The 14,116-nt window shown below is 69.5% G+C and carries 17 protein-coding genes; 7 read left to right on the top strand and 10 right to left on the bottom strand.

Annotated features, from left to right (window positions below):
- Nucleotides 1-35 precede the first annotated feature (35 nt).
- Complete coding sequence (locus V8688_RS21235; protein ID WP_218718667.1) at nucleotides 36-353, bottom strand: hypothetical protein; 318 nt, start codon at nucleotides 351-353, stop codon at nucleotides 36-38.
- Nucleotides 354-549: 196 nt separating this feature from the next.
- Between V8688_RS21235 and V8688_RS21240 the strand changes: the two genes are divergently transcribed.
- Nucleotides 550-1,419 carry an Ig-like domain-containing protein gene (locus V8688_RS21240; RefSeq protein ID WP_218718668.1) on the top strand — a complete coding sequence of 290 codons (870 nt, stop codon included), beginning with the start codon at nucleotides 550-552 and terminating at the stop codon, nucleotides 1,417-1,419.
- Nucleotides 1,420-1,447: 28 nt separating this feature from the next.
- Here V8688_RS21240 and rsgA read toward each other — a convergent pair whose 3' ends face one another.
- Together rsgA and aroA are read right to left on the bottom strand one after the other, a co-directional pair.
- Nucleotides 1,448-2,449: a ribosome small subunit-dependent GTPase A gene (gene rsgA, locus V8688_RS21245; RefSeq protein WP_255587810.1), complete on the bottom strand. Its 1,002-nt coding sequence runs from the start codon at nucleotides 2,447-2,449 to the stop codon at nucleotides 1,448-1,450.
- Entirely contained in the window at nucleotides 2,446-3,756 is a 1,311-nt protein-coding gene (gene aroA / locus V8688_RS21250) for a 3-phosphoshikimate 1-carboxyvinyltransferase (RefSeq protein ID WP_218718670.1), read from the bottom strand. The genes rsgA and aroA overlap by 4 nt, the downstream gene beginning before the upstream one ends.
- A gap of 84 nt (nucleotides 3,757-3,840) precedes the next feature.
- Between aroA and V8688_RS21255 the strand changes: the two genes are divergently transcribed.
- Nucleotides 3,841-4,623 (top strand): SOS response-associated peptidase, encoded by a 783-nt coding sequence (locus V8688_RS21255; protein WP_218718671.1) that lies wholly within the window; start codon nucleotides 3,841-3,843, stop codon nucleotides 4,621-4,623.
- A 551-nt stretch (nucleotides 4,624-5,174) separates the two neighbouring features.
- Here V8688_RS21255 and ybaK read toward each other — a convergent pair.
- The gene (gene ybaK / locus V8688_RS21260) at nucleotides 5,175-5,666 is read right to left on the bottom strand and encodes a Cys-tRNA(Pro) deacylase (protein WP_342801545.1); all 492 of its coding nucleotides are present in this window, start codon (nucleotides 5,664-5,666) and stop codon (nucleotides 5,175-5,177) included.
- A gap of 78 nt (nucleotides 5,667-5,744) precedes the next feature.
- On the opposite strand from ybaK, the gene V8688_RS21265 reads away from it, so the two are divergent.
- The 4 genes from V8688_RS21265 to V8688_RS21280 all read left to right on the top strand — a co-directional run bounded on the left by V8688_RS21265 (nucleotide 5,745) and on the right by V8688_RS21280 (nucleotide 8,867).
- Nucleotides 5,745-6,542 (top strand): sigma-70 family RNA polymerase sigma factor, encoded by a 798-nt coding sequence (locus tag V8688_RS21265; RefSeq protein ID WP_316576358.1) that lies wholly within the window; start codon nucleotides 5,745-5,747, stop codon nucleotides 6,540-6,542.
- A gap of 11 nt (nucleotides 6,543-6,553) precedes the next feature.
- Complete coding sequence (rsrA, locus tag V8688_RS21270; RefSeq protein ID WP_218718691.1) at nucleotides 6,554-6,817, top strand: mycothiol system anti-sigma-R factor; 264 nt, start codon at nucleotides 6,554-6,556, stop codon at nucleotides 6,815-6,817.
- 288 nt (nucleotides 6,818-7,105) lie between these two features.
- Nucleotides 7,106-7,321 carry a biotin/lipoyl-binding carrier protein gene (locus tag V8688_RS21275; RefSeq protein ID WP_189026708.1) on the top strand — a complete coding sequence of 72 codons (216 nt, stop codon included), beginning with the start codon at nucleotides 7,106-7,108 and terminating at the stop codon, nucleotides 7,319-7,321.
- Between the two features lie 31 nt (nucleotides 7,322-7,352).
- Complete coding sequence (locus V8688_RS21280; protein WP_218718674.1) at nucleotides 7,353-8,867, top strand: histidine kinase N-terminal domain-containing protein; 1,515 nt, start codon at nucleotides 7,353-7,355, stop codon at nucleotides 8,865-8,867.
- Between the two features lie 112 nt (nucleotides 8,868-8,979).
- On the opposite strand, the gene V8688_RS21285 is transcribed toward V8688_RS21280, so the two are convergent.
- Complete coding sequence (locus V8688_RS21285; protein WP_022567051.1) at nucleotides 8,980-9,234, bottom strand: WhiB family transcriptional regulator; 255 nt, start codon at nucleotides 9,232-9,234, stop codon at nucleotides 8,980-8,982.
- A 252-nt stretch (nucleotides 9,235-9,486) separates the two neighbouring features.
- Nucleotides 9,487-10,431: a diacylglycerol kinase family protein gene (locus V8688_RS21290; RefSeq protein ID WP_218718675.1), complete on the bottom strand. Its 945-nt coding sequence runs from the start codon at nucleotides 10,429-10,431 to the stop codon at nucleotides 9,487-9,489.
- Between the two features lie 129 nt (nucleotides 10,432-10,560).
- Here V8688_RS21290 and V8688_RS21295 point away from each other — a divergent pair, with 129 nt between their 5' ends.
- Nucleotides 10,561-10,980, top strand: coding sequence for a hypothetical protein (locus V8688_RS21295; RefSeq protein WP_218718692.1), 420 nt, complete (start codon nucleotides 10,561-10,563; stop codon nucleotides 10,978-10,980).
- Here the strand turns inward: V8688_RS21295 and V8688_RS21300 are convergent, their stop codons facing one another.
- From V8688_RS21300 to V8688_RS21315, 4 genes are read right to left on the bottom strand one after another with little or no spacing between them, the layout of a single operon-like run.
- The gene (locus V8688_RS21300; protein ID WP_218718676.1) at nucleotides 10,981-11,658 is read right to left on the bottom strand and encodes an endonuclease V; all 678 of its coding nucleotides are present in this window, start codon (nucleotides 11,656-11,658) and stop codon (nucleotides 10,981-10,983) included.
- 3 nt (nucleotides 11,659-11,661) lie between these two features.
- Nucleotides 11,662-12,147: a GNAT family N-acetyltransferase gene (locus V8688_RS21305; protein ID WP_316575874.1), complete on the bottom strand. Its 486-nt coding sequence runs from the start codon at nucleotides 12,145-12,147 to the stop codon at nucleotides 11,662-11,664.
- On the bottom strand, nucleotides 12,144-12,761 hold the full coding sequence (locus tag V8688_RS21310; protein ID WP_218718678.1) for an acid phosphatase: 618 nt from the start codon (nucleotides 12,759-12,761) through the stop codon (nucleotides 12,144-12,146). The genes V8688_RS21305 and V8688_RS21310 overlap by 4 nt, the downstream gene beginning before the upstream one ends.
- A 36-nt stretch (nucleotides 12,762-12,797) precedes the next feature.
- On the bottom strand, nucleotides 12,798-14,036 hold the full coding sequence (locus tag V8688_RS21315; protein ID WP_342801546.1) for a hypothetical protein: 1,239 nt from the start codon (nucleotides 14,034-14,036) through the stop codon (nucleotides 12,798-12,800).
- Nucleotides 14,037-14,116 lie beyond the last annotated feature (80 nt).

Consider the following 14,116-nt stretch of genomic DNA (forward strand, 5'->3'; position numbering starts at 1 on the left):
ATCAGACGATAGGAACGTCCATGGTCCGCCGGTGGCTAGGCCGGTAAGGCGGGGATGGTGCGGGCGTGGGTGACCTCGGGGGTGACGGTGATGATGTCGCACGCGGCGAGCAGCCGGTGGGGCAGGTCGGAGCCCAGGTGGGTGAGGTCGGGGGTGACCACGGCGGCGGCCTCGGTGGTGGTCACCACGTCGAGCAGGCGACCGAGGGGATTGGTCGTGCGGTTGCTGAACACGACGGTCTTGGTGAAGCGGTAGCCGAGTCGCTCGGCTAGGGAACGGATCTGCGTTTCGTCCCAGGACTGGGCGACACCCGAGATGTCGCGGCGCAGATAACCGATCGCCGGTGGCTTCATGGGGGAGACGCTACCGGCGTCGGGGCCCGGTTGCCGGGAACGCGAACCAACGTGAGTCGAATTCGCAATCTGAATGAGACTCATTTCGGAATTCGATCCGCGTGGGTGTCACTGCGTGATCTACTGCTCGCCAGCTCGGGCGATTCGTCGCCTCGACGACGACGTCGAGGGCGCCCGGTGTACGTGGGAGACAACGATGGTGGACAGAAGAGTGCAGCGGGTGGCCGGTTCGATGGCCGCGTTCGCGGTGGCGGCCGGTTTCGCGGTGGCGGCGATGCCCGCGACGGCATCGGCGGCGCCGGGAACGATCACCTGGAACGACGGGAACAGCAAGTTCACCCGGACGGTGTCCAACACCAACCCGGTCGTCGGCGACACCGTGACCGTGACGACGAAGTTCGAGCGCACCGGCATCCCGGTGGAATACATCTACAACATCAAGGACCTGCACCCGGCCTGCCTGACCCCGGTCCCGGGTTCGGCCAAGATGGGCGGTGACCAGGTCCAGCTCGACACCTCGTCCTCGGACTGGGTGCGCGCCGAATTCGGTATCACCAAGTACCCGGTGTACCCGAACATCGAACCGAAGTCGCAGACCTTCGAGGTGCAGTACAAGGTGGGCGTCAACTGCGCCCGTGACACCCCGCTGCCGACCTCCATGCACTACGGCGGCTCGCTCGGCGACGGCACCTACCAGGGCAAGGGCCCGAACATCACGGTCTCCAGCGACGCCGTGTCGAGCACCGTGCTCACCGAGGTGACCGGCGCGCAGGTCGGCAAGGCCGTCACCCTGGAGGCCACCGTGTCACCGGCGGCGGCCGGCGGCACCGTCCAGTTCAAGGCGGGCGACAACGTCCTGGGTGACATCCCGGTCGCCGCCAACGGCAAGGCCACGATCGTGTGGACGCCGGGTGCCGCGGGTGCCTACACCATCGGCGCGACGTTCTCCGGCCGCAGCGGCGTGGCCAGCTCGTCGACCACCAAGGTGGTCACCGTGGCCGACGTACCGACCGATCCCGGCCCGGGTGACGGCGGCGGCACCGGCACCGGATCCTTCGGGTTCTGACGCGCCGGCCCCGGCACGGAATCGGTTGCTACCAGGTCTCGTTCGAGATCAGCGCGGTCAGCAGCTGACGAATCGCGGCGACCCGCCGTTCCGTGCCGGGGAGCTGGTCCAGCGCGCACTCCGGGTCCGCGGGCGGACCCAGGTGGGTGCAGCCGCGCGGGCAGTCCTCGATGGCGTCGGCGAGGTCGGTGAACGAGGCGATCACGTCGTCGGGCGTGATGTGGGCCAGACCGAACGACCGCACGCCGGGGGTGTCGATCACCCAGCCGCCCTCGGGCAGCGGCAGCGCCACCGACTGGGTGGAGGTGTGCTTGCCCTTGCCCACCCCGGACACCTCGCCCACGGCCCGATAGGCATCGGGCACAAGGCGATTCACCATCGTCGACTTACCGACCCCGGAGTGCCCGATCAGCGCGGTGAGCCGGTCGTCGAGCAGCTCGAGCACCGGCTCCATCGGATCGTCGATCCCGGCGTAGAGGATCTTCAGGTCCAAACCCTCGAACGCGGCGGCGAATTCGGACTCCGCCACCAGATCGCGCTTGGTGAGCACCAGGATCGGTTCCAGCCCACCGGCGTAGGCGGCCACCATGGCCCGCTCGACGAAACCGGTGCGCGGCGGCGGATCGGCCAGCGCGACCACGATGAACAACTGCTCGGCATTGGCCACGACGATCCGCTCGAACGGATCGGTGTCGTCGGCGGTGCGCCGCAGCACCGTGCTGCGTTCGGCGACCCGCACGATGCGGGCGAGGGTGTCCGGCTTGCCGGTGAGATCGCCGACGACGTCGACCTGGTCGCCGACCACGATCGGCGTGCGGCCCAGTTCCCTGGCCCGCATGGCGACGATGCGCCGGTCGGCATCACCGTCGAGCACACATCCCCAGCGGCCGCGGTCCACCGCGACCACCATGGCGGCCTCGGCGTCGTTGTGCCGCGGCCGCGTCTTGGTGCGCGGACGCGAGGCCTTGCCCGGGCGGACCCGGACATCGGATTCGTCGTAGCTGGCTGCGGAGCGGCCTTGGCGGCTCAGCGCGCCGCTCCCTCACCCGATAGCGCGGGGTCGAGCATCTGCTCCCACAAGGTGACGAAGGTCGGCAGCGTCTTGGCCGTGGTACCGATGTCCTCGATCTCCACGCCGGGCACCCGCAGACCGAGAATCGCGCCCGCGGTGGCCATCCGGTGATCGGCGTAGGAGTGCCACTGCCCGCCGTGCAGCGGGGCGGGCACGATCTCGAGGCCGTCCTCGGTCTCGGTGACATTGCCGCCGAGCCGGTTGATCTCGGTCGACAGGGCCGCGAGCCGGTCGGTCTCGTGGCCGCGCAGGTGCGCGATGCCGCGCAGGTACGAGGGCGAGTCGGCCAGGGCGGCCAGCGCCGCGACGGTGGGGGTGAGTTCGCCGACGTCGTGCAGGTCGATATCGATGCCGGCCAGGCGACCGGGGCCGCGCACGGTGAGCACGCCGTCGAAGATGCGCGCCTCGGCGCCCATCCGGACCAGGATCTCGCGGATCACGTCACCGGGCTGGGTGGTGCCGCGCGGCCACATCGGGACGCTCACCTCGCCGCCGGTGACCGCGGCCGCGGCCAGGAACGGGGTGGCGTTGGACAGATCGGGCTCGATCTCCCAGTCCACCGCGCGGATCGGGCCCGGCTCCACGGTCCAGGTCTGCGCGCTGCGCGAATCGGTCGGGGTGTGCACGGTCACGTCGGCGCGGCGCAGCATCTCCACCGTCATCTCGATGTGCGGCATGGACGGCAGCTGCTTGCCGTCGTGGTGGACGGTGATGCCCTCGTCGAACCGGGCCGCCGAGAGCAGCAGGCCGGAGACGAACTGCGAGGAACCCGACGCGTCGATGGTGACCGCGCCGCCGCGCAGGCTGCCGGTGCCGTGGACGACGAACGGCAGCGCGTCGCCGTCGACATCGAGGCCGAGCTTGCGCAGCGCGTCGAGGATGGTGGTCAGCGGGCGGGACTTGGCCTGCTCGTCGCCGAAGAAGGCCACGTCGCCGGTCGCCAGCGCGGCGGCGGGCGGCAGGAAGCGCATGATGGTGCCGGCCAGGCCGCAGTCGACGGCGGCGCTGCGCAGCGGCGCCGGGGTGACCTCGAGCGTCTCGGCGTCACCGAGGATCTCGGTGCCCAGGCTCTGCAGTGCCTTGATCATCAGGTCGGTGTCGCGGCTGCGCAGCGCACCCGTGAGGGTGGACGGCCCATCGGCCAGTGCGGCCAGGATGAGCGCGCGATTGGTGATGGATTTCGAACCGGGCAGGGTCACGGTCGCGTGGACGGGGACCTCGATATGGGGCGCTGGCCAGAAACTCACCCGCCCATCTTCGCGCATGTGCGGTCCGGACACACGGGTGGTGTGGAATTCGGTGTGGTCGCGTCGCCGTCGCGTGTCGGACTCCGGTGAGACGATGGCCGTATGTGCGGACGATATGCGACGACCACGAATCCGGGTCGGCTGGCGGCCGAACTCGACGCGATCGACGAGACCGACCTCGACGCGGACCAGCAGGAATCGACGGTCAGCTACAACGTGGCCCCGACCAGCCAGGTGCTCACCGTGGTCGAACGCCACGAGCACGACGCCCCCGAGGACGACCCGAAGCTGCGGGTGCGGCGCATGCGCTGGGGCCTGATCCCGTCCTGGACCAAGGCGGGCGAGCCCGGCAAGCCGGCCAAGGGCAAGCCGCTGTTCAACGCCCGCGCCGACAAGGCGGTCACCGCGCCGTCGTTCCGCGAGGCCGCCAAGCACAAGCGCTGCCTGGTGCCGATGGACGGCTGGTACGAGTGGCTGGTCGAATCGGACCCGGCCGCGCAGGGCAAGGCCGTCAAGCGGCCGTATTACATGGCGCACGCGGACGGGTCACGGCTGTACATGGCCGGCCTGTGGTCGGTGTGGCGTGATCGGGAGGTGCCCGACGCCGCTCCGCTGCTGTCGTGCACGATCCTGACCACCGACGCGATCGGCGACCTGGCGAAGATTCATGACCGGATGCCGCTGCCGATGCCGCGCGAGCACTGGGACGCCTGGCTCGACCCCGACCATCCCGCGCCCGCCGAGCTGCTCGCCGGCGCTTCGCCCGCCGAGGTGTCGGCGATCGTGGCGCGGCCGGTGTCGACCCTGGTCAACAGCGTGCGCAACAACGGACCGGAGTTGCTCGCCCCCGCCGACCCGGTCGTCGGCGAAGCCGGACTGTTCTAGCCGGTCACCCGAAACGAACGGGCCGGATCAGCGCGCTGATCCGGCCCGTTCGTTTCGGGTGACCGGCTAGAACAGTCCGGCTTCGCCGACGACCGGGTCGGCGGGGGCGAGCAACTCCGGTCCGTTGTTGCGCACGCTGTTGACCAGGGTCGACACCGGCNCGTCGGTGGCGATGTTCAAGCCACACTTCAGGATTCCGGTGGCCAGATCGATCAGCTCGCTGGCGACCCCGCCGCCGAGTTTCTCCGCCTTCTCGGCCTTTTCGTCCTTCTCGGGCGCGGCTTGTGGCGAGTTCTTGGAGGTGCCGGGACCGTTGAGCGGGTAGTCGCTCGGATCGGTCGGCGCGGTCGGGGCGACCGGCGGGATCGCGGTGACGGGCGGGGCGAAGGCGACAGCGCCGAAGGTCAGGACAAGAGCACCGGACAGGGTGGCGATCGTCGAACGAGCGGACATTTCTCGCATCACATCCTCGGGTCGAATCGGTCGTACCGGGCGCGGACTGCGTCGCAGTGAATTCGGAACCAGACCCCGATCGGATGGCTGTGCGCTGCTCAGGCCGTGATCGGGGCCGTGACGGCCGCCGCCGCGCGGACCAGATCGGCCGGCGCCAGCTCGATCTCCAGGCCCCGTTTGCCCGCGCTGCACAGCACCCGGTCCCAGTCCAGGGCCGAGGCGTCGACGACGGTCGGCAGCTTCTTGCGCTGGCCCAGCGGGGAGACGCCGCCCAGGACGTAGCCGGTGGTGCGCTCGGCCTTGGTCTTGTCGGCCATGCTCGCCTTCGGCGCGCCCAGCGCCGCGGCGGCCGCCTTCAGCGACAGCTTGGCGGGCACCGGCAGCACCGCGACGGCCAGCGCCCCGGTGGACAGCTCGATCACCAGCGTCTTGAAGATCTGCGCGGCCTCGACACCCAGTTCCGTGCCGAGCGCGTCGACCGCCTCGTCACCGAAGGACTCCGCCCGTGGATCGTGCGCGTAGGCGTGCACCCGGTGGGCGATGCCCGCACCGGTGAGAATCTTGATCGCGGGAGTCGACGCGGCTGCCATGAGCGTCACCCTAATCACGCGGGTGCCCCGCTCGGCAACCACATTTCCGTCCGTCCGGGAACACCGATGCGGGGGTGCATGTTGCACCCAAGTGACAAGCCCACCCGCCGCCGAACTCGCGAAGGAGAGATAGTGACACTGCTGCTCGAGGAGCGTCCCGTCTCGCCGCAGGGTGCGCGATTGCCCTTCGATTCCGTGGTGCCGGTAGATTCGGCTACTACGGCGATCGAAGGGATTGGTGTGACGAGCGACGACGACGTGGTGCCTGCGGAGGCGTCCGGCTCAGAAGTCGACGAAGCCGAGCTGGCTGCGCGGTTCGAGCGCGATGCGCTCCCGATGCTGGACCAGCTCTACGGCGCCGCCCTGCGCATGACCAGGAACCCGGCCGACGCCGAGGATCTGGTGCAGGAGACGTATGTGAAGGCGTTCCAGGGGTTCAAGTCCTTCAAGGAGGGCACGAATCTGCGGGCCTGGCTGTACCGCATCCTGACCAACACCTACATCAACTCCTATCGCAAGAAGCAGCGCCAGCCCGCGCAGTACCCGACCGACGAGATCACCGACTGGCAGCTCGCGGCTACCGCCGAGCACTCCTCGACGGGCCTGCGCTCGGCCGAGGTGGAGGCGCTCGACGCGCTGCCCGACGACGAGATCAAGGCCGCGCTGCAGCAGCTGCCGGAGGAGTTCCGGATGGCGGTGTATTACGCCGACGTCGAGGGCTTCCCGTATAAGGAAATCGCCGACATCATGGGTACCCCGATCGGTACCGTGATGTCCCGGCTGCACCGCGGCCGCAAGCAACTCAAGGGTTTGCTCGCCGATGTGGCGCGCGAACGTGGATTCGACCGTGGGGAACGCCAGGAGGTAACGAAGTGAGCGACCCCGACATGGAGATGGACTGCACTGCCGTACTCGCGGACGTGTGGCTCATGCTCGACGGCGAATGCGATCAGGCCACCCGGGACCGGCTCCAGGAGCACATGGACCATTGCAGTCCGTGCATCGAGGCCTACGGCATCGAGGAGAAGATCAAGGGCCTGCTCAGCCGCAAGTGCGGGGGTGAGCACGCGCCGGAGGGCCTGCGCGACCGGCTGAAGCTGGAGATCCACCGGTCGATCACGGTCACCAGGATCGAGACCACCGAGGGCTGAGCGCCCTGGTCAGGACACAGAAAAGGGGCACCCGACGGGTGCCCCTTTTCCGTACTCCGAGCGCAGCTCAGGAGTTGGGCCGCTTGCCGTGGTTGGCTGCGTTGCCCTTGCGGCTGCGCTTCTTACGTCCACGCTTACCCATAGGTTGCTCCCTTCTCTGGGTCCTCCCCGCCGGAGCGCGGAGCACGATCTGATCGAGAGCCATTGTTTCATGTGTGATTGGCTGTAGCTTCGGCGGATACGGCCATCGCGCATCGCGGTGGCCGAACGACTAGTGAACGGGGTGCCATGCCTGAAGAAGTGCGCGCGGAGATGGTCTCGACCGTGCTCGCTGTCGAGGTCGCGGTGGGCGAGCACGTGCGGGTCGACCAGACCCTGGTGCTGCTCGAATCCATGAAGATGGAGATCCCGGTGCTCACCGAGGTCGAGGGTGACGTCACCTCGATCGATGTGGCGCCCGGACAGGTCCTCCAGGCGGGCGACCTGATCGCCACCATCGCCTGACCCGCACCAGGAAGCGAAGCGTAGATCCACCGTGGCAACTCTGAGCGAGCTCCTGGCCGAGCACACCGACCTCCCCGGCACCGCCGTGGACCATCTGCAGCGGGTGGTGGGTGACTGGCAGTTGCTCGCCGACCTCTCGTTCTCGGATCTGCTGCTGTGGGTCGGCGCCGGGCCCGTCGCCGAGGGTGCCGACGTCGTGTGCGTCGCCCAGATCCGCCCGACGACCGCGCCGACGGTCCACCTGGACGACAAGGTGAGCACCACGGCCTCGCGCACCGACTTCCCGCAGGTCTTCGACGCCCTGCTGACCGGGGAGACGGCGCGGACCGACACCGAGGTCGAGGTCAGTGAGGTCTATCACCCGAGCCCGGTGCACGCGGTCCGTGAGGCCATCCCGGTGCGCTGCGGTGACGATGTGATCGCGGTGCTCAGTCGCGACTCCGACCTGGCGCGTTCCCGGGTGCGCAGCACCCTCGAGACGGCCTACGTCTCCTGTGCCGACGACCTGTGCCAGATGATCGCCGACGGCAGCTTCCCGACGCCGGAGGATCGCGCGGCGACCCACTCGAGCCCGCGGGCCGGCGACGGTTTCATCCGGCTCGACACCGAGGGCATCGTCGTCTACGCCAGCCCGAACGCGCTCTCGGCCTACCACCGGATGGGCATGCAGGCCGATCTGGTCGGCCAGGATCTCGCGGTGACCACCCGCTCGCTGATCACCGACCCGTTCGACGCGCAGGAAGTGGTGGCCGACATCCAGGCCGCGCTGGCCGGGCGCACCGGCCGCCGGATGGAGGTCGAGGCGCGTGGGGCGACGGTGTTGCTGCGCACCTTGGTGCTGCGGCCGGGCGGCGAACTGGCCGGGCCCGCTGTGCTCGTGCGCGACGTCACCGAGGTGAAGCGGCGTGACCGCGCGCTGCTCAGCAAGGACGCGACCATCCGCGAGATCCACCACCGGGTGAAGAACAATCTGCAGACCGTGGCCGCGCTGCTGCGGCTGCAGGCGCGCCGCACCGAGAATCCGGAAGCCCAAGTGGCGCTGACGGAGTCGGTGCGCCGGGTGACCAGCATCGCCTCGGTGCACGAGATGCTGTCGATGTCGGTGGACGAAGAGGTCGACCTCGACGAGGTCGTCGACCGGCTGCTGCCGATCATGGCGGACGTGGCCACGGTGCACACCGCGCGGATCAAGGTCCGCCGGGCGGGCTCGCTCGGGGTGTTCTCCGCCGAGCGCGCGACCCCGCTGGTCATGGTGCTGACCGAATTGGTGCAGAACGCGATCGAGCACGCCTTCGACGCGGGGCAGAACGGTACCGTGACGATTCGGTCGGAACGGTCGGCCCGCTGGCTCGATGTGATCATCAGCGACGACGGCCGTGGGCTGCCCGCGGGGTTCAGTCTGGAGGGGTCCGACCGCCTCGGCCTGCAGATCGTGCGGACCCTGGTGACCTCCGAACTCGGCGGTTCGATCGGTCTGCATCCCGGTGCCGATGTGGGCACCGATGCGGTGTTGCGGGTCCCGCTGGGCCGCCGCTCCGGACGCTGAGAAATCCGAAAACCGCTGGAGGGCAACAATAAACCCGGCACCGCGAGGTGCCGGGTTCTCAACATGCGTTACCGGGCCGGGCTGAATGGCCCGGCAACGCCTCCTTCGTCGACTAGACGGAGGTACGCGTACGGGTGCGCGCGTTGCGCCGCTTGAGCGCGCGACGCTCGTCTTCGCTCATTCCACCCCACACGCCGGCATCCTGTCCGGACTTCAGGGCCCACGACAGGCAATCGGCAGTGACGGGGCAGCGGGCGCAGACCAGCTTGGCATCGGCAATCTGCGCGAGCGCAGGACCACTGTTACCCACCGGGAAGAACAGCTCGGGGTCCTCGTCGCGACAGATGGCCTTGTGGCGCCAGTCCATTCCTCTGCTCCTTTGCGCGGGCGCCACAAAGGGCACCTCTGGTTAGTGGATCGTTCACTTGTGCGACTCGAATGTTTCCGCACGGTTGCTTGTGAATGCTTTCACGAACACCGTAGATGTCAATAGGTGTCCGGCGCACCGTGGGGGAGATCACGCTCTCAGGGCCCCGCAGGGGGAACCCGCCCGGTCCTTTGTACTCGCGTCTCCTGGTTTTCGCAGCGCAACCGGGAGATTTTTCCGCGTGTCCGGAGTTCAGGACGGCTTGGGAGCCACCACATCGAGGATGCCGGGCACCGATGTGAAATGCACCATCTTGCGTTTTCCGATGAAGTCGCCATCGATTTGCAGGCCGATCTCGTCGGGCGTCTCGATGTGCACCGACGGCACATCGTCCACCCGGAAAAGGCTGTCCGACTTGGGGTTTCCATTCTCGGCCAGCAACTGCCTGGCAAGCAGCAGGGTGCGGGTCACGCTCATCGAACGGACCGCGAACACGCCCAGTCCGGATTCGAAGGTCGTCCCCGGATTCGTGCGAATCGGACGGTCCTCGAGATAGGTCCACGGACTCGAATTCGTGACGAAGGCGTAATACACCTCATCGATCGGATCGTGTCCCGGGACCTCGACGGTGACGCGCGGATCCTCGCGCCGAGCGCGGAAGAACTGGCGCACGGTGGTCCGCAGATAGCGCGCGGGCGTGGCCTTGCGGCCCTTCGCCCTGGCGACGTCGATCGCCTCGCACACATCGGCGTCCAGACCTACGCCCGCGCTGAAGGTGAACCACCGATCGTCGGCCAGCCCGAGCCCGATCCGGCGGTCGGCGTCGCGGGCGAGCAGATCGATGAGCTGGTTGGTTGCTGTGACCGGATCGGGGGAGATGCCGAGGGCGCGGGCGAAGACGTTGGCCGAGCCGCCGGGGATGATGCCGAGCCGCGGTCGCCAGACCTGATCGTCGCCCACCTGGGGCACCGGCAGGAAGCCGTTGATGGTCTCGTTGACCGTCCCATCGCCACCGTGGACGACGATCAGGTCCATCTCCTGCGTGGATGCCCACTGGGCGAGTTCGGCCGCGTGGCCGCGATGCTGGGTGTGCGCAACGGTCAGCTGCGTCCGGCTCTCCAGGGCATGGGCGAGCAGATCCCGGGTCGCCGGGGTGGTCGAGGTGGCATTCGGGTTGACGATGAGCAGCGTCCGCACGATGTCGAGCGTAATGGGAGACCGTGAACACCCGGCGCGCGCCGGGCTGCCACGACAGCTCGTCGTAGGCTGGGGCACGTGGCGGAGCACGACGTGACAGACGGTGGCGAACAGCGCGACGACGAACCGGTGCCGACCGGCATCCCGAGCTCGATCCGGGTCGCGGGCGCGCTGGTGACGCTGGAAGGCCTGGCCGGTGTCGGGACCGCGGTCGTGCTGGTGGTGCGCGCGTTGACCGGCCACGACCAGTCGGTGGCCAGCGGCATCGGCACCGCGATGTGGTTCGGAGTGCTCTTCGGCGGCGTGCTCGCCGCCGGCATCGCCCTGCTGCGCGGCAAGCGCTGGGGCCGCGCGATCGCGGTCATCGCCCAGGTGCTGTTGCTGCCGGTGGCGTGGTCGCTGTTGACCGACTCGCACCAGCCGCTGTGGGGCAGCCTGCTGGCGATCATCGCGCTCGGCGGGCTGGCGGCGCTGTTCGCGCCGGCGTCGAGCCGGTTCATGGCGCAGGACTACGGCGAACTGCCCGATACCGAGCACAAGGGCGCGTAGTCAGGCCGTCGCCGCGCGCAGCGCCGCCCGGCACAGGTGGTCGGCGCGGCGGGTGGTCTCGGGTTGCCGGAAGCCCCGGGTGAGGGCGAGCACCTGCGCGCAGGCGGTGTCGAGGTCGATGAGGTGGCCGACCGAGACGAACAGCGGCTTCACCTCGTCGCGGGTGCGCAGCGCGCGCCCCACCACCTCGCCGTCGATGGTGACGTCGGTGGCGTCGCCGCGGCGCGGACCGGGCTCGGCGTAATCGCCCCAGACCGATTTGGCGACACCGATGGTCGGAATTCCGGCCAGCAACCCGACGTGGCAGGCCAGTCCGAAGCGGCGCGGATGCGCGCGGCCCTGGGCATCGCAGACGAGCAGATCCGGTGTGCCGGTGAGCTTTTCCAACGCCGCGACGGTGGCCGGGAGTTCCCGGAAAGCGAGCAGTCCCGGCACATAGGGAAAGGTCGAAATTCCGTGTGCCACTGCCGATTCCACCGGCTCCAGGGTGGCGATATCGAGAATTACCGCCGCCGTCGCGACGGTGCCGTCCGCGGCGTAGGCCGAATCAATTCCCGCCGCCGTCGAGAATTGCGGCGGCGCCGGATTCTCCGCGCGCACGAGCGGGCGCAGTTCGTCCTGGAGCGCGATCGCCTCGGCGGGCGTGCGCGGCCACTCGCGCGGCGCGTCGATCCGCACGGATCAGCCCGCGGTCGCGGCCAGCGCCGACAATTCGTCGCCCGCGAGCCGGTAGCCGATCCACTCGTCCTGCGGTGCGGCGCCGAGGGATTCGTAGAACGCGATCGACGGCGTGTTCCAGGTGAGCACCGACCATGACACCCGGCTGTAGCCGTGCGCGACCGCCTCGGCCGCCAGCGCCGCGACCAGCGCGCGACCGAGCCCCGTGCCGCGGGCCGCCGGCCGCACGTACAGATCCTCCAGGTAGATGCCGTGCACCCCGTCCCAGGTGGAGTAGTTCAGGAACCAGATCGCGCACCCCACCACGACCCCGTCGTGCTCGGCCACATGAGCGAATAGCGCGGGCGCCGCCCCGAACAGCGCCGCGTCCAGTTGCTCGACGGTGAGCGTGCACTCCGCGGGCGCCTTCTCGTACTCGGCCAGCTCGTGCACCAGCTCCACCAGCACAGGCACATCGGCGGGCGTGGCGCGGCGGACCAGAGCGCTCATCGGGCGGCTCCTTCGATCGGTTCGGTGCGGGTGGTGAGGTTGTGGCCCCAGACGGTGTGGGCGTCGTGGTCGTAGCCGAGTTCGGTGATCGCGCCGGTGGACATGGCGAAGCGGCGGCCCTCGGTGACGGCGAATTCGGCCCAGCGGGCGATCAGGACGCGGGAGAAGTGGCCGTGGCCGACCAGTACGACATCGCGGTCGGCCAGGATCGGTTCGACCCGGGCCAGGATCCGGTCGGCCCGGGCGCCCACCTGCTCGGCGTTCTCGCCGCCGGGGACGGGGGCGGTCCATACCGTCCAGCCGGGCACGGTCTCGCGGATCTGGACGGTGGTCAGGCCCTCGTAGTCGCCGTAGTCCCACTCGGCGAGGTCGTCGTCGATCGCGGCGTGGGTCAGCCCGGCCAGTTCGGCGGTCTGCCTGGCGCGCAGGCGGGGGCTGGTGAAGACCAGCGGATCGCGCAGGTCGAGCGATTTCAGCACCAGTCCGGCCGAGCGCGCCTGGGCTTCACCGAGCGGGGTCAGCGGCAGATCGGTGTGGCTGGTGTGCCGTCGCTGACTGGACCAGGTGGTTTCACCGTGGCGCAGCAGGACCAACCGGGCGTCGGGAGTGGACATGGGTCCATCATGGCAGGCGCCGTCGCGGCGGCATCCTCAGCCGAGGGCGTAGAGCTGGCCGCCGCGGCGTTCGAAGACCGTCGTGCCAAGGACCGCGGTGGAGATGGTGTCGCCCTGGTAGTCGGTGCGTTGCAGCGGGATCCGGGCGACGGTCTCGCCGTTGGCGGTGTCCACCGCGATCAGCCCGTCGGCCACCGGCACCAGCAGTCTGCCCGCCATCAGCGCGGGCGTGCCGAGCGCGTCGCGGACCGTCCAGACCGGCTGTAAGGTGTTCGCGCTCAACGCGATCAGGCTGTCGCCGGTGAAGACGTAGATCGCCGAACCGAGCCGGGTCACGGTGGTCGTGCGCGGGTTCCACGGCGCGGCCAGCTGATGCACCGCGATCTCGTTGCCGGTGCCGTCGTGCACGGCGATCCGGGCGGGCAGGCCGAGACCGGTCGCCGTCGCCGGGGTGGCCGGGTAGTAGACGGCGGTCTTGTTGTCCGACACCGCGAGCACGCGCAGTTCGGGGGAGTCCGCGCCGGGCGCGGTGAGCACCCGCGAGCCGTACTCCTCGGGGTTGGTCGATTCCTTCGGCGCCGGGTTGAGGACGGTCAGCCGGGCGGTCATGTCGGCGGGGCAGCGCTCCAGCACCGACAGCCGCGCGGAACTCGACGCGGCGGAGGTCAGCGCGCACCCGCTGCGCGGCTGGGTGTTCGGGTTCACCGGGGCGTCTACGTAGCCGAATTCGAGGGTGCGTACCAGGTCCGACCGCCACATCTCCAGCCGGTCGGGGCCGAGAGCGAGCAGATAGGTGCCGTCGCCGGTGACCCGGATGTCGTCGTCCATGTAGCTGCTGCGCGCGACCTTGCGCGCGCCGGTGTCGGACTCGAGCATCGCGGTCTGGCTGCAGCCGCGCTGATCGCGGTAGGTGGCGATGACGGTGCCGAACTGGGATTCCACCGCGCACAGCGGCATGTCGCGGCGATACCACCACAGCTGCTCGCCGGTGACCGGGTCGCGGCCGCTCACGGTGCCGTCGTCGCCGGTCACCACCACATTGCCGGAGGTCAGGGCTCGGCGGCCGGCGGTATCGGCCGCGTGCCACACCTCGCCGAGCGTCGCGGGTAGTTGCGTCGCCGCGGTCACCGTCGGCGCGGGCGAGGCCGCGGTGACCGAATCGGTCCCGGTGGCGTCGGCTCGCGCCCACACCACGATCGCCGCCACCACAAGGATGACGGCGATCGCCGCTGCGGCAAAGATATCGGCGCGCGTCCGCCGCTCGGGTGCGAGCACACAGGCGAGTGTATTTGGCGCGCCGTGGCACCCGGACCCGCGGCCCCTGGTGGCCCGCCCGCGCGCGCGGCGCTGTCGTC

The sequence above is a fragment of the Nocardia sp. No.11 genome (genome assembly GCF_038752175.1).
In the GTDB taxonomy this organism is placed as follows: domain Bacteria; phylum Actinomycetota; class Actinomycetes; order Mycobacteriales; family Mycobacteriaceae; genus Nocardia; species Nocardia canadensis.

What these genes read in the sequence shown, in the direction of transcription:
- aroA (WP_218718670.1), bottom strand. Translation starts at nt 3,756, where the DNA reads ATGCGCGAAGATGGGCGGGTGAGTTTCTGGCCAGCGCCCCATATCGAG.
- V8688_RS21310 (WP_218718678.1), bottom strand. Translation starts at nt 12,761, where the DNA reads ATGTCCACTCCCGACGCCCGGTTGGTCCTGCTGCGCCACGGTGAAACC.
- V8688_RS21255 (WP_218718671.1), top strand. Translation starts at nt 3,841, where the DNA reads ATGTGCGGACGATATGCGACGACCACGAATCCGGGTCGGCTGGCGGCC.
- V8688_RS21285 (WP_022567051.1), bottom strand. Translation starts at nt 9,234, where the DNA reads ATGGACTGGCGCCACAAGGCCATCTGTCGCGACGAGGACCCCGAGCTG.
- V8688_RS21265 (WP_316576358.1), top strand. Translation starts at nt 5,745, where the DNA reads ATGTTGCACCCAAGTGACAAGCCCACCCGCCGCCGAACTCGCGAAGGA.
- rsrA (WP_218718691.1), top strand. Translation starts at nt 6,554, where the DNA reads ATGGAGATGGACTGCACTGCCGTACTCGCGGACGTGTGGCTCATGCTC.
- V8688_RS21240 (WP_218718668.1), top strand. Translation starts at nt 550, where the DNA reads ATGGTGGACAGAAGAGTGCAGCGGGTGGCCGGTTCGATGGCCGCGTTC.
- V8688_RS21235 (WP_218718667.1), bottom strand. Translation starts at nt 353, where the DNA reads ATGAAGCCACCGGCGATCGGTTATCTGCGCCGCGACATCTCGGGTGTC.
- V8688_RS21275 (WP_189026708.1), top strand. Translation starts at nt 7,106, where the DNA reads ATGCCTGAAGAAGTGCGCGCGGAGATGGTCTCGACCGTGCTCGCTGTC.
- V8688_RS21305 (WP_316575874.1), bottom strand. Translation starts at nt 12,147, where the DNA reads ATGAGCGCTCTGGTCCGCCGCGCCACGCCCGCCGATGTGCCTGTGCTG.
- ybaK (WP_342801545.1), bottom strand. Translation starts at nt 5,666, where the DNA reads ATGGCAGCCGCGTCGACTCCCGCGATCAAGATTCTCACCGGTGCGGGC.